This is a genomic window from Pedobacter nutrimenti, from assembly GCF_003208655.1.
Taxonomy (GTDB): domain Bacteria; phylum Bacteroidota; class Bacteroidia; order Sphingobacteriales; family Sphingobacteriaceae; genus Pedobacter; species Pedobacter nutrimenti.
Genome location: NZ_QKLU01000001.1, coordinates 292,981 through 306,289 on the forward strand (window position 1 = coordinate 292,981; position 13,309 = coordinate 306,289).

At 40.4% G+C, this 13,309-nt stretch carries 13 protein-coding genes; 9 read left to right on the forward strand and 4 right to left on the reverse strand.

Annotated features, from left to right (window positions below):
* Positions 1 to 10 precede the first annotated feature (10 nt).
* From pnp to B0O44_RS01205, 5 genes are all read left to right on the forward strand, one after another.
* Positions 11 to 2,158, forward strand: coding sequence for a polyribonucleotide nucleotidyltransferase (pnp, locus tag B0O44_RS01185; RefSeq protein WP_110826872.1), 2,148 nt, complete (start codon positions 11 to 13; stop codon positions 2,156 to 2,158).
* A 134-nt stretch (positions 2,159 to 2,292) separates the two neighbouring features.
* Positions 2,293 to 2,964, forward strand: coding sequence for a ribulose-phosphate 3-epimerase (gene rpe, locus B0O44_RS01190; RefSeq protein WP_110826873.1), 672 nt, complete (start codon positions 2,293 to 2,295; stop codon positions 2,962 to 2,964).
* A gap of 177 nt (positions 2,965 to 3,141) precedes the next feature.
* Positions 3,142 to 4,206, forward strand: a complete 1,065-nt coding sequence (gene serC / locus B0O44_RS01195; protein ID WP_110826874.1) for a 3-phosphoserine/phosphohydroxythreonine transaminase — start codon at positions 3,142 to 3,144, stop codon at positions 4,204 to 4,206.
* A 9-nt stretch (positions 4,207 to 4,215) separates the two neighbouring features.
* Positions 4,216 to 5,166, forward strand: a complete 951-nt coding sequence (locus B0O44_RS01200) for a D-2-hydroxyacid dehydrogenase (RefSeq protein WP_211321285.1) — start codon at positions 4,216 to 4,218, stop codon at positions 5,164 to 5,166.
* Positions 5,167 to 5,217: 51 nt separating this feature from the next.
* Entirely contained in the window at positions 5,218 to 6,462 is a 1,245-nt protein-coding gene (locus B0O44_RS01205; RefSeq protein ID WP_110826875.1) for a DUF1015 domain-containing protein, read from the forward strand.
* A gap of 151 nt (positions 6,463 to 6,613) precedes the next feature.
* Here the strand turns inward: B0O44_RS01205 and B0O44_RS01210 are convergent, their stop codons facing one another.
* Both B0O44_RS01210 and B0O44_RS01215 read right to left on the reverse strand, forming a co-directional pair.
* Positions 6,614 to 7,135, reverse strand: coding sequence for a hypothetical protein (locus B0O44_RS01210; protein WP_110826876.1), 522 nt, complete (start codon positions 7,133 to 7,135; stop codon positions 6,614 to 6,616).
* Between the two features lie 59 nt (positions 7,136 to 7,194).
* Positions 7,195 to 7,974, reverse strand: a complete 780-nt coding sequence (locus B0O44_RS01215) for an SAM hydrolase/SAM-dependent halogenase family protein (protein WP_110826877.1) — start codon at positions 7,972 to 7,974, stop codon at positions 7,195 to 7,197.
* Positions 7,975 to 8,076: 102 nt separating this feature from the next.
* On the opposite strand from B0O44_RS01215, the gene B0O44_RS01220 reads away from it, so the two are divergent.
* The 4 genes from B0O44_RS01220 (at position 8,077) to B0O44_RS01235 (ending at position 11,401) form a co-directional block, all read left to right on the forward strand.
* Positions 8,077 to 9,039, forward strand: a complete 963-nt coding sequence (locus tag B0O44_RS01220) for a PhoH family protein (RefSeq protein ID WP_110826878.1) — start codon at positions 8,077 to 8,079, stop codon at positions 9,037 to 9,039.
* A gap of 28 nt (positions 9,040 to 9,067) precedes the next feature.
* Entirely contained in the window at positions 9,068 to 10,021 is a 954-nt protein-coding gene (locus B0O44_RS01225; protein WP_110827504.1) for a phosphoribosylaminoimidazolesuccinocarboxamide synthase, read from the forward strand.
* 79 nt (positions 10,022 to 10,100) lie between these two features.
* Positions 10,101 to 10,490, forward strand: coding sequence for an STAS domain-containing protein (locus tag B0O44_RS01230; RefSeq protein ID WP_110826879.1), 390 nt, complete (start codon positions 10,101 to 10,103; stop codon positions 10,488 to 10,490).
* Positions 10,490 to 11,401 carry a ribonuclease Z gene (locus B0O44_RS01235; protein WP_110826880.1) on the forward strand — a complete coding sequence of 304 codons (912 nt, stop codon included), beginning with the start codon at positions 10,490 to 10,492 and terminating at the stop codon, positions 11,399 to 11,401. The genes B0O44_RS01230 and B0O44_RS01235 overlap by 1 nt, the downstream gene beginning before the upstream one ends.
* Positions 11,402 to 11,456: 55 nt before the next feature.
* Here the strand turns inward: B0O44_RS01235 and B0O44_RS01240 are convergent, their stop codons facing one another.
* Both B0O44_RS01240 and B0O44_RS01245 read right to left on the reverse strand, forming a co-directional pair.
* Entirely contained in the window at positions 11,457 to 12,410 is a 954-nt protein-coding gene (locus tag B0O44_RS01240) for an MlaD family protein (protein ID WP_110826881.1), read from the reverse strand.
* A gap of 39 nt (positions 12,411 to 12,449) precedes the next feature.
* On the reverse strand, positions 12,450 to 13,295 hold the full coding sequence (locus tag B0O44_RS01245; protein ID WP_110826882.1) for an N-acetylmuramoyl-L-alanine amidase family protein: 846 nt from the start codon (positions 13,293 to 13,295) through the stop codon (positions 12,450 to 12,452).
* Between the last annotated feature and the right edge of the window lie 14 nt (positions 13,296 to 13,309).

The window sequence follows — 13,309 nt, forward strand, 5'->3', positions numbered from 1 at the left end:
CAAGTTTTAAATGAATGTAATAAAAAAAGCGTTCGACCTCGGTGACGGAAGAACAATTGAAATCGAAACAGGAAAGTTAGCTAAACAGGCAGATGGTTCTGTCGTTGTCAGAATGGGCGATACCATGCTATTGGCCACTGTAGTTTCTACGGTAGGTGCTAAGGCAGGTGTTGATTTTTTACCTTTATCGGTAGATTATCAGGAAAAATATGCCGCTGCAGGACGTATTCCTGGTGGTTTCCTGCGTCGTGAAGCCAGGTTATCAGATTATGAGGTATTGATCTCGCGTTTGGTTGACCGTGCGTTGCGTCCGATGTTCCCGGAAGATTATCACTCTGATACACAGGTGATGATTACTTTGATTTCATCTGATAAAAATATAATGCCTGATTGTTTGGCTGGTCTGGCAGCTTCAGCTGCTATTGCGGTTTCAGATATTCCGTTTAACGGACCAATCTCTGAAGTACGTGTAGCAAAAATTGATGGCAAACTGGTGATCAACCCATACGTTAGTGATTTAGAGCGTGCAAGCATCGACTTTTTAGTTGCAGGTACAGAAAAAGACATCGTAATGGTAGAGGGTGAGGCCGATGAAATTTCTGAAGTAGAAATGGTCGAAGCCATTGAGTTTGCACACAAAGCGATCATTGTTCAGGTTCAGGCACAAAAAGAACTTGCAGAGCTGGTTGGTAAAACGGTAAAACGTACTTATTCTCATGAAGACAGCAACCCGGAATTAAAAGAGCAGGTTTATAAAGCGACTTATGACCAGGTTTATGCTGTTGCTAAAAGCCAGACTTCCAAAGGCGAGCGTGGTGAAAAATTCGCAGCAATTTTAGAGGAATTTACAGCGACTTTAGGAGAAGAAGTGGATGATGTAACCAGCTTTTTAACTAAAAAATATTTCCATGACGTACAGTACGATGCGATCAGGAATTTGGTGTTGGATGAAGGAATGCGTTTGGATGGCCGTGATGTGCGGACCGTACGTCCAATCTGGAGTGAGGTAGGTTATTTGCCTTCTGCTCACGGTTCTGCGGTATTTACCCGTGGTGAGACCCAGTCTTTAACTACGGTGACTTTAGGATCTAAAGATGATGAGCAAATGATCGACGGTGCTTTCATTAACGGATACAACAAATTTCTGTTGCATTATAACTTCCCTGGTTTTTCTACTGGCGAGGTTCGTCCCAACAGAGGTGCCGGACGTCGTGAAATTGGACATGGTAACCTTGCCATGCGTTCTTTGAAAAAAGTATTGCCAGGGCTGGAAGAAAACCCATATACCATCCGTATCGTTTCTGATATCCTGGAATCAAACGGTTCGTCTTCTATGGCAACAGTTTGTGCGGGTACTTTAGCGCTGATGGACGCTGGTATTAAAATCAAAGCACCAGTGTCTGGTATTGCAATGGGCTTAATCACCGACGAGAAAACAGGTAAATATGCCATCCTTTCTGATATTCTTGGAGATGAGGATCATTTGGGAGATATGGACTTTAAAGTAACCGGTACTGAAAAAGGTATTGTTGCCTGTCAAATGGACTTAAAGATCAATGGTCTGAAATGGGAAGTGTTGACTGCTGCATTGAAACAAGCCAATGAAGCCCGTTTGCACATTCTTAATGAAATGAAGAAAACAATTGAAGTACCACGTGCAGATTACAAAGATCATGCGCCTCGTATTGTTTCTTTAACAATTGATAAAGAATTTATTGGTGCTGTAATAGGACCAGGTGGAAAAATCATTCAGGAAATGCAACGTGAAACCGGTGCAACCATTTCTATTGAAGAAGTTGGTAACAAAGGTATCGTTGAAGTTTTCGCGGATAATAAAGCAGCTATTGATGCTGCTGTTGGTCGCATCAATGCGATTGCTGCAAAACCTGAAATTGGTGCAACTTATGAAGGTAAGGTAAAATCAATTATGCCATTTGGTGCATTCGTTGAAATTATGCCAGGAAAAGATGGTTTATTGCACATTTCAGAAATAGACTGGACCCGTTTGGAAACAATGGACGGTGTATTTAAAGAAGGTGATAAGGTGACCGTTAAATTACTGGATGTAGATAAACAAGGTAAAATGAAACTGTCCAGGAAAGCTTTGATGCCGCGTCCTCCTAAACCGGAGGCTGCTGCTGAAAACAAACCTGCATAGTCTACGACAATTATAAAAACCCCGCCCTGGCGGGGTTTTTTGCTTTAAAGTTTTCTTTATCTTTACTGCACAAAACCAATGGTGCAGTTTGCTTGAAGACAAATGAACCAAATCACACAATTGAAAAATAAAAGATGAAACCTATAATTGCCCCATCCGTGCTTTCTGCTGATTTTGCCAACCTTCAGCGCGATATAGAAATGATGAATTCAAGTGAGGCCGACTGGTTTCATGTTGATGTTATGGACGGGGTTTTTGTACCCAATATTTCCTTTGGTTTTCCGGTGATGGAAGCCATTAAAAAATATGCGGTAAAGCCATTGGATGTGCACTTAATGATCGTTAATCCCGATCAGTATATAGAGCGCTTTGCCCAGGCAGGGGCCACTGGTATTACCGTTCATTATGAAGCTTGTGTGCATTTGCACAGGACCGTTCAATCTATTCATCAGTCCGGATGTAAAGCCGGAGTTGCGATTAACCCCCATACTCCAGTTGAATTGTTAAAAGATATTTTATCCGATCTGGACCTGGTACTGGTCATGTCCGTTAACCCTGGTTTTGGGGGTCAGAAATTCATTCCCAACACCTTGTCCAAGGTAAAGGAACTTAGGGCAATGGCTGCCAGGTTAAACCCCGACTTGATTATAGAAGTTGATGGTGGCGTTGGGATACAAAATATAGAAAGCCTTATTCAGGCGGGTGCAAATGCTTTTGTTGCCGGTAATGCTGTTTTTGCTGCTGAATCGCCTTCAAAAATGATTTCTGATTTGAAAAATATTTCTGTCGGGGACATTCGGATCTGACTTGAAAAAATCTGATTAATGCCATCGGAAAGCGCCTGTTTTCCGGGGATATCCTGCTGCGTTTCTCTCTTGTTTTGAGGGCTGGTTTTATTGAAAAAAATGCTGTTAAAGTTTAAGATTAGTGTCCGATTACTAATTTAAAACTATTACATTTACGCTCAATAAAATAGTATAAACATGAGACATAATTTTGGCGCAGGCCCCTGTATTTTACCTCAGGAAGTATTTAAACAAGCATCCAGGGCGGTTTTAGATTTCAAAGACGGCTTATCTATACTGGAGATTTCGCACCGTACACCAGAGTTCGAGGGTGTAGTGGAAGAAGCCGGAAAATTAGTGAAAGAATTGCTGAATGTGCCTGAAGGTTATTCGGTATTGTTTCTACAGGGTGGTGCCAGTTTACAGTTTGCAATGGTTCCTATGAATTTGTTGCCTGAAGGTAAAACGGCAAGTTATCTGGAGACTGGGGTTTGGGCAAATAAAGCAATTAAGGAGGTCGCGACTTTCGGAAAAGCAAATATTGTCGCTTCATCGAAAGACTCAAATTACACTTTTATTCCTAAGGATTTTACAATCCCTGAGGACAGCGCTTATTTTCACTGCACATCAAACAATACGATCTATGGAACAGAAATGTTCTCTGTTCCTAAAACAAATGTGCCTGTGGTTTGTGACATGTCTTCAGATATTATGAGCAGAGTGGTTGATGTCTCTGAGTATGATCTGATCTATGCTGGTGCGCAAAAAAATATAGGCCCCGCAGGACTGACTGTGGTGATTGTAAAAGATGAAATACTTGGAAAGACGGATAGAAAAATCCCTTCCATGCTCGATTATAAAGTTCATATTGAAGGTGGGTCCATGTACAATACCCCTCCTGTATTTTCTATCTATGTAGCCATGTTAAATTTGAGGTGGTTAAAGTCTAAAGGTGGCGTTGCTGAAATTGAAAAAGAAAATATTGCAAAAGCGAATGCTTTATATACAGAAATCGACAGAAATCCATTGTTTAAAGGAACTTGTGCGGTAGAGGACCGATCCAGAATGAATGTTTGTTTTGTAATGAACAATCCGGATCTGGAAAAACCTTTCCTGAAGTTTGCTGAAGATAATGGTATTGAAGGAATAAAAGGACACAGAAGTGTAGGAGGGTTCAGGGCCTCCATGTATAATGCATTGCCGATTACCAGTGTACATGCTTTAATTGAATTAATGCAGGAATTTGCAGAAAAACACCAATAAATTAGATTAATGATAAAGATACTCGCAAACGACGGGATAGATCCCGTTGGTAAATCGTTGTTAGAACAAGCTGGTTTTGTTGTAGATACAGAAACAGTTCCTCAGGATAAACTTGCCCAGGCCCTTAAAAATTACGACGGTTTAACGGTGAGAAGTGCTACAAAAGTCCGTCAGGACCTGATCGACCAATGTCCAAACCTTAAACTGATTGGACGTGGCGGGGTTGGTATGGACAATATTGATGTGGAATATGCCAGAAGTAAAGGACTGGCTGTTGTAAATACGCCTGCTGCATCTTCATTGTCTGTTGCGGAACTGGTTTTTGCTCATTTGTTCACTGGTATCCGTTTTTTACAGGATGCGAACAGAAAAATGCCTTTGGAAGGGAATACCAATTTCAATAACCTGAAAAAAGCTTATGCAAAAGGAATTGAACTTAAAGGTAAAACCCTTGGTGTAATTGGTTTTGGCAGAATTGGCCGTGAAACTGTTGCGATTGGCCTTAGACTGGGAATGAATGTTCTGGCCTATGACCTTTATCCATTTAGTGGAAATATAAGTTTATCTTTCCAGGGCGGGGTATCTGTTGATATTCCGGTGCAGACGGTCTCTTTGGAAGAAGTCATTGAAAAAAGTGATTTCATTAGCTTGCATACACCTTTCGCGGATCAACCGATTCTTGGTGCAGCGGAATTTGGCCGGATGAAACAGGGTGTTGGTATTGTCAACTGCTCAAGAGGTGGAACAATAGACGAGCAGGCACTGATTTCGGCTTTGGATAGTGGAAAGGTTGCTTTTGCCGGATTGGATGTTTTTGATCATGAACCTACTCCGGAGCAAGCCCTACTCAACCACCCTAAAATTTCCCTGACCCCTCATATTGGTGCTTCTACCAACGAGGCCCAGGAAAGAATCGGAACAGAACTTGCGAATTTAATTATCGCACATTTTAACAAATAATAGAAATCATAAAGGGCCCCTGTAAGGGCCCTTTATTGGTTATTGATCTCCATGCCAAATATAAGACCTTTTAATGCTTTAATTCCTGCGGTGCAGCTTCAGGAAAAGATTGTCACACGTCCTCTGGAGGATTACAGTGTCGGGGAAGCGAAATTAATTGCTTCTGAAAATGATTGCAGTTTTTTGCATTTGATTAACCCTGAGCTTGAAAATCCTTATTTAAGGGGTACACGGCAGGAACTGATTTTTAAAAGGATAGGAGAGAACGTGGATACTTTTTTAGAACGGAAAGTATTGGTAAAGCTGGACCGGCCTGCCGTATTCGTTTACCGGGTTATCCATGATGGCCTGCTGCAAACCGGTATCTGGACACTTACCCATATTAATGATTACCTGGAGGGAAACATTAAAAAACATGAACATACGGTAGAGAGAAGGGAACGGCTGCTTGCAGACTACCTGCAGCAGACAGGGCTGGATGCAAATCCGGTGCTGATTACCTACCACCCCGATCCGGTTATAGAAGAAATCATAGGCAAACACCTGCTGGAAACGCCTTTGCTTGACTTTTGCTTTAAAGATGGGACCCAGCACCAACTATGGGCCATTACAGGGGCCACTGAGATAGAAAGACTGGTTGAAGCCTTTGCAACAATGCCCTCTGTTTATATTGCAGACGGACACCACAGGATTGCCTCTATGGCAAAAATGGGTTTGCATAAAAAACACCTGCAGGGAGAGAGACATCAGGGCACCGAACTGTATAATTTCTTTACGACAGTGTACATGAGCACTGCAGAGGTAAAGGTCCTGGAATTTAACCGGCTTGTACGTGACCTTGGTGCTTTAAGTGAAGGGGATTTTATGGAAAGCATTAAAATTTCTTTTCACATTGAAACGGCTTCAGAACTTGTGAAACCTGCTGTACTGCATGAAATCGGAATGTATTTTAATGGTCAATGGTACAAGTTAAAACCTAAAAAGGGCTGCTTCGATGAAAAAAATCCGGTGGAAGTACTTGATGTAAGTATTTTGCAGAACCTGATCCTGGAACCCCTACTGTCCATTGATGATCCAAGAACAGATGCCAGGATTACCTTTAGCGGTGGGCGGATTCCTGTATCTAAATTACAGGAACAGGTAGATAATGGTTTGTTTAAAATTGCTTTTACTTTGTTCCCGACATCAGTAGAGCAGCTGATTGCTGTTGCAGATGCAAATGGGGTAATGCCTCCTAAATCCACCTGGGTAGAACCTAAATTTCTGGTCGGCTTGATTACCAATTATTTTAACTAAGGAAGCGGGTCAGTGCCCAATACCTGTATCCCAGTATAAGTTTTTGAAAAGGGCTCAGTTTAAAAGGATCCTTCTTGGAGTAACTTGGAAGCAGGGCGTTATTTAACCTGACCAGTATTTTGAAAAATATCTTCAGGAGACCGGTCATGATTTACCTCCTTATTTTTTTGATTTTCATCCATAAGATATAGACCGCACTCAACAGCAGAAGCACTAAAAAGGCGGTAACATACTGCCATATGCGGGTTTGTCCCTGTTGTTTTTCAGCTTCCTGCTTTAGTTGCTGGTTTTTATCCTGCAATTTTTTAATGGCCAGCATATAACGCTGTATCCGGTCATTGTTAATTAATGCTGTATTTTGTACCTGTTGCACCTGTACATCTTTATATTCCATTAATACTTTCAGTTCCCTGAAAATATTGTTGTCATTTAAGGCGATTTGTCTTAAAATCTCATTGGAATTTTTAATGTCGTTTTTGGTTTGAAAACCAAAAATTCCGGTTCTTGCGTTAAGGCTTTGTTCGTATTGACCAAATTTTGCGCTCCGCTGCGCAAGCAAAGTATTAATTTTTACACGTTGCAACTGATAGGCGGTGCTGTCGTCCTGTGCCATGGAGTTCAAAGAAACTACAACAAATAAGAGCAGCAGCAGGGGTTTAATTTGTTTAATCATTCTTTTATTATAGAAGCAAATTTTATGCCTTAAACCTGCTGTTAAAGTTCTTTACAGCCCTAAGGATGAAATTCTACCCGTACAATGTCTCCTAAATGGAGGCCAAGTAAACCACTGGCTTTGCCTTTATTTATGGCAATTTCCAGGTGATTGCTAATGCCAAACAGACAGAGTTTTTCTCCTTCGGGGACCTCATTATAGTGCCAGCTGAGCTGGGTGATGGTTTCACTTTTTCTAAAATAAAGGGTAAAATCCCGGTTGCGCTGTACCTTTGTGAAAAGGTCTTTGGTAATATTGGTAATGACGTTGCTAAAGGTGTCTATATAGATCACGCTTCCCCGGATGATGTCTCGTTCTATTACAGGATGCAAAAGCATGCGTTCTTCAATGTTTTCAGTGGGTACACCAATGTCTTTTAGCTTGTTGCCTTTGGCCAGGTGTACCGCTGCTTTAACAAAAATATCCACCAATGGAAAATGGAGGTACTTAAGGTCCTGCATAATATTCAATTCTACCAGTTCTTCGGGTTTGTGGTCAAACAACAAAGAGAAAATGCCATTATCTGCACCGACAAAAAAATGATCGTTATATTTTAAGGCAATGTATTTGGTGTTTTCACTAAAGACAGAATCAATACCAATCAGATGTACGGTTCCCTTAGGAAAATAAGGATAAACATTTTTTAGAACGAATGCCGCGTAGGAAATATTAAAGGAAGGGACCTCATGGGTGATATCAACAATATTGACTGTAGGCAAGATACTCAGGATACTACCTTTTAAAGCAGCCTGATAGAAATCTTTGGAACCTAAATCTGTCGTTAAAGTGATAATGGCCATTAAAAATTGAATATTTATTCTTAACCTTGCGTAAGCGGCAAATCGCCTACAAATATTCAATTTTTATATCAAAATATACACCTATATCTAAAAAACAATATTTTGAACGAATTAAAACTAACACTGGAATCGGTAGATCCGGCACAATTTTGGGGAACCAACAATGAGCATTATGAGTTGATCAAACATGCTTTTCCGAAACTTAAAATTGTTGCCAGAGGAAATGAAGTAAAGGTATTGGGTGAGGAGCAGGAACTTAGCATTTTTGAGCTTAAGTTTAACCAGTTGATCCGGCATTTGGAGCAGTATAGCTCTTTAAGTCCGAATGAAGTGGAGTCTGTTTTGTCTATCCGTAAGAAGGCGGCAGAAGCTGAGCCTGCCCCGGAAAAAAATAATTCTGGAGGCGGCGAGGTGATTGTTTTCGGTACCAATGGCCTGATGGTAAAAGCACGTACGGCCAATCAGCGGAAAATGGTAGACAGTATTGTAAAGAATGATGTTTTGTTTGCAATTGGACCAGCCGGAACCGGTAAAACCTATACTGCTGTCGCTTTGGCTGTAAGGGCATTGAAAAATAAAGAAATCAAACGGATCATTCTCACCCGGCCTGCGGTAGAAGCAGGAGAAAGCCTTGGCTTTTTGCCTGGAGACCTGAAAGAGAAGGTAGATCCCTATTTGCGCCCTTTGTACGATGCACTTGATGATATGATTCCTGCAGAAAAACTAAAGCTTTATCTGGAGAACAGGACGATCGAAATTGCGCCCCTGGCCTTTATGAGGGGAAGAACGCTTGACAATTGTTTTGTGATCCTGGATGAAGCCCAAAATGCAACGGATTTACAGTTAAAGATGTTTTTGACCAGGATGGGGCCAACTGCAAAATTTATTGTTACGGGTGATGTGACACAGGTGGACTTACCCAAAAAACAAATGTCAGGTTTGTACAATGCATTAAGGATCCTGGACGACATACCAGGCATTGACATCATCTATCTTACCGGTGAAGATGTGGTCCGGCATAAACTTGTAAAAAGAATTTTAAAGGCTTACGGCGATATTCAGTAAATAATAATAAATGCCATTTGGCGAAACAATGAAAGCGATAAAAGAGACAAATTTTAATTTTCCAAAACAGACGAACTTTTATAAGGGCAAGGTAAGGGATGTATATACCATCGATAACCAGTATATGGCCATGGTGGTTACAGACCGTATTTCGGCATTTGATGTGGTATTGCCCGAAGCGATCCCATATAAAGGGCAGGTACTGAATCAGATTGCGGCCAAGTTTTTAACTGCGACCAGCGATATTGTACCAAACTGGGTTATTGCAGTGCCCGATGAAATGGTTACCGTTGGCCGTATCTGTGAGCCTTTTAAAGTAGAAATGGTCATCAGGGGGTATTTGGCTGGTCATGCCTGGAGGGAATATAGTGCAGGAAAAAGAAGTGTATGCGGAGTTTCTTTGCCTGAAGGATTAAAAGAAAATGATCCTTTGCCAGAGCCCATCATTACACCAACAACAAAGGCTGCTGTAGGACATGATGAAGATATTTCAAGAGCAGATATTCTAGCAAAAGGCATTGTTTCGATAGTTGATTACGACCAGCTGGAAAAATATACAAGGGCCTTATTTCAAAGAGGGACAGAAATGGCGGCTGAACGCGGATTAATTCTGGTGGATACCAAATATGAATTTGGCAAAGTAGGAGAGGACATTTATCTGATTGATGAAATTCATACTCCGGATTCTTCCCGTTATTTTTATGCAGAAGGCTATCAGCAAAGACAGGCTGCAAATGAACCTCAGAAGCAACTCTCCAAAGAATTTGTCCGTAAATGGTTAATTGAAAATGGTTTTCAGGGGAAAGACGGACAGGTTGTGCCCGAGATGACTACGGCGGTGATTGAATCCATTTCTGAACGCTATATTGAGTTGTTTGAAAAAATAACCGGTGATCAGTTTGTGAAGAATGCCTCTGATAATGCCATTAAACGAATTGAACAGAATGTGACAAATTGCATCAGCGATCTGGAATCCAAATAGGAGGTATAAAGATTGTTGGGCAGGATAGCGGATTAATAAGTATAAAATCTTATTTTCGTAATAAATAAAATTCAATACTATGAGGTTTTCAGTAGATAAACATGAAAAGTATGTCGTGATCACATTAAATGAAAGCAGTTTCAGTAATGAGATTACGCCAAAGTTGAAGTCTGAGTTTATTTTATTGAACGCAGAGGGATATTGTAACATTGTGCTGGACCTGTCTATGGTCCAGGAGTGCAGTGATTGTCAGGATTTGAGTAGTTTACTGGTGGGCGACCGCCTTTGTAAAAAAGCAAATGGTCTTTTTATTGTGACCGGTATTCATCAGCAAATTGCAGAAATTATAGAAATATCAAACCTGGGGCAATCCCTGAATATTGTTTCAAAACTGGATGAGGCGACTGATCTGATCTTCATGGAAGAGATAGAGAAAGAGTTATTGGGCAGTTTTGATCAGAAGAATTAATGAAATTTGAAGTTACTATTTTAGGCAGTAGTTCTGCAACACCCGTATACAATAGAAATCCAACTGCCCAACTTTTAAATTGTAATGAAAAATTTTATTTAATTGATTGTGGTGAGGGTACCCAGCAGCAGCTGATCAGGTATGGTATTAAAGCCAGTAAAATAGATTATATTTTTATCAGCCATTTACATGGCGACCATTATTTTGGATTGGTCGGTTTGTTGTCCAGCATGCATTTAAACGGACGAATTAAACCACTTCGTTTGTTTGGGCCTAAGGCATTGCTGGAAATACTGGAATTACAGTTTAAATATTCTGAAACTGTAATCAGGTACGCGCTGGAATTTGTTCCGGTAGAAGCTGACCATTCCCGGATGATTTTTGAAAATGCAGACCTGACGGTGGAAAGTATTATTCTAAATCACCGGATTCCCTGTACAGGCTACAAATTCATTCAAAAGAAAAGACTGCGTAAACTCCTTATTGAAAAACTGGAAGAGGCGCAGATTACTGTAGAATATTTTCCTCTTTTAAAAAGAGGGGCCGATTTAACCTTTCCCGATGGAAGGGTGATTCTCAATAAAGAGTATACCATGGACCCGGATGAACCAAAAACATATTGTTATTGTTCAGATACTTTGGCTGACGGGAGCTATATGGCGCAAATTAAGGGTGCTACAGCTTTATATCATGAGGCAACTTTTCTTCATGACATGTTGGACCGGGCAAATCAAACGCACCATACCACAGCCCTGCAAGCCGGAGAGATTGCAAAAGAGGCAGGAGTGGAGCATTTGCTCATCGGACATTTTTCATCCAGATATAAGGTTTTACAGCCTTTACTGGACGAAGCGAGGTCTGTTTTTGAAACGACAGAACTGGCTATAGAAGGAAATACTTTTCAGATCTAATAAAAAAGGCTTCGTAATTTACGAAGCCTTTTTTATTAGATCTGATCTCAGATGATTATTTATCTTTTTTGTTCCCTCCACCAAATACAGAGAAGTGAACATAACGTTTTGGATTCTCTTTAAGATCAATTAACAGGTTATCCAGATTTTTAGATGCATTGTTCAGGTTGTCGTACATTTTGGTGTCATTGATGAGCAGCCCAAGGGTGCCATTACCATTGTTGATTTTACTGACAACTCCTTGAAGTTCATTCATCGCTTTATTGGCGTTGTCTATGGTTTGCTTGAAGTTTGCAGCTGCAATTTGATCCGTAGCCGTGTTCAGGTTTTTCATAATGGCATTGATTTGCACATTATTGTCTTTGAAGTTTTTGGAAATAGATTCCACATTAGCCAGGATGGCTGAAATTCTTGTTCCCTCAGAACCCACCAGATGGTCCACCTTTTTGGAAGTACTTTCCAGAGAACCTAAGGTAGCGGCAATGCTATTGAAGCTTTTATTGACATTTTTCTGGAAATCAGGATTCATAATGGCATTGACACTGGTCAGGATCGAATCCATTTTATCAATAATCAGTTCTGCTTTTTTCTGAACAGGTTGTACAGCCTCCATTAAATTTTTAGCCACATTGGCATTTAATGTATCACCGTCTTTTGCATAAATCTTTCCATTTCCCAGCGCCATGATAATTGCCTTGCTGCCCAGCAGGTCTATACTTTCCAGACGGGCAACACTATTGGTTGGAATTTCATATTTGCCTTTAATCTTTAAAGTGGCCAGAATTGTACCATCTGGTTGTAACTGGAGTTTATCTACACGGCCAATCTGATACCCATTAATTAAAACCGGTTTGGAAACATTAAGACCATCTACACGTGAATATTTCGCATAGAGAACAGTTTCATTCGAAAAGATGGCATTTCCTTTAAGGAAGTTATATCCAATAATTAATAAGGCTATGGAGAAGGCTGCTAGTATGCCAACTTTAGTTTCGTTTGCTATTTTCATATTTTTTACTGCTCTCAAGAGCCTGGTGGTCTGGATATTTTAGTTTGTCTCGTTTCCTTTTTTGTATTCTTTAACTGCCTTAAAAATAGAATTTACAATTTCTGCCTGTCCTTCTGCAGAGTTCATGTATCTCTCCTCCTCGGGGTTGCTGATAAAACCAATTTCGGTTAAAACAGCAGGTAAGCCACAGCGCTGTAAAATCAAAATCCCCTGTTCTTTAATCCCTCTGCTTATCCTGTTGTCATCTTTGGAATAATTGCGTTGGATTAACCGGGCCAATTCCATGCTTTTGTCCCTGAACTTATTCTTAAACAAAGATAAGATAATAAATGTTTCGGGATCATTGGGATCATAACCATTATAGTTTTGTTTATAGTTCTTTTCCAGTTTAATATCTGCATTTTCTCGTATGGCCACATCCTGCTCATTGATCCTGTGCATACCCGCAACAAAAGTTTCTGTACCTTTGGTCGTTTTGTTTTTAACATATTCATAAACAGGAACTTTTTTGCCTTTTTTGTAGGTGTAATCTGTTACAACCCTCTCATCTGGCATAGAATTGCAGTGAATGGAAATAAAAAGGTCTGCCTTTGCTTCATTGGCGATTTCTGCCCGGCGGTAAAAATCAACATCCACGTCTTTTTTTCTGGTATACAGGATTTTTACATCCGGCATATCCTCTTCAAATTTCTTCCCCAGTTTTAAGGCCACTTGTAAAGCAATGTCTTTTTCATAGGAAAAAGCACCGTGGGCACCGGGTTTTCTTCCGCCGTGTCCGGCATCGATAACAATTGTTTTAACTCTGTATCCGGTTTGAGAGAAAGCAGCAAGGGAAACAATCAATAATAAAAGCGAAACTGTGCATGTTTTTAACCGGAACGTCATCTATATTTTTGTTT

Excerpts from the sequence above, each read along its gene's own strand:
- pnp (WP_110826872.1), top strand. The coding sequence starts at position 11 with ATGAATGTAATAAAAAAAGCGTTCGACCTCGGTGACGGAAGAACAATT.
- rpe (WP_110826873.1), top strand. The coding sequence starts at position 2,293 with ATGAAACCTATAATTGCCCCATCCGTGCTTTCTGCTGATTTTGCCAAC.
- serC (WP_110826874.1), top strand. The coding sequence starts at position 3,142 with ATGAGACATAATTTTGGCGCAGGCCCCTGTATTTTACCTCAGGAAGTA.
- B0O44_RS01200 (WP_211321285.1), top strand. The coding sequence starts at position 4,216 with ATGATAAAGATACTCGCAAACGACGGGATAGATCCCGTTGGTAAATCG.
- B0O44_RS01205 (WP_110826875.1), top strand. The coding sequence starts at position 5,218 with ATGCCAAATATAAGACCTTTTAATGCTTTAATTCCTGCGGTGCAGCTT.
- B0O44_RS01210 (WP_110826876.1), bottom strand. The coding sequence starts at position 7,135 with ATGATTAAACAAATTAAACCCCTGCTGCTGCTCTTATTTGTTGTAGTT.
- B0O44_RS01215 (WP_110826877.1), bottom strand. The coding sequence starts at position 7,974 with ATGGCCATTATCACTTTAACGACAGATTTAGGTTCCAAAGATTTCTAT.
- B0O44_RS01225 (WP_110827504.1), top strand. The coding sequence starts at position 9,068 with ATGAAAGCGATAAAAGAGACAAATTTTAATTTTCCAAAACAGACGAAC.
- B0O44_RS01230 (WP_110826879.1), top strand. The coding sequence starts at position 10,101 with ATGAGGTTTTCAGTAGATAAACATGAAAAGTATGTCGTGATCACATTA.
- B0O44_RS01235 (WP_110826880.1), top strand. The coding sequence starts at position 10,490 with ATGAAATTTGAAGTTACTATTTTAGGCAGTAGTTCTGCAACACCCGTA.
- B0O44_RS01240 (WP_110826881.1), bottom strand. The coding sequence starts at position 12,410 with ATGAAAATAGCAAACGAAACTAAAGTTGGCATACTAGCAGCCTTCTCC.
- B0O44_RS01245 (WP_110826882.1), bottom strand. The coding sequence starts at position 13,295 with ATGACGTTCCGGTTAAAAACATGCACAGTTTCGCTTTTATTATTGATT.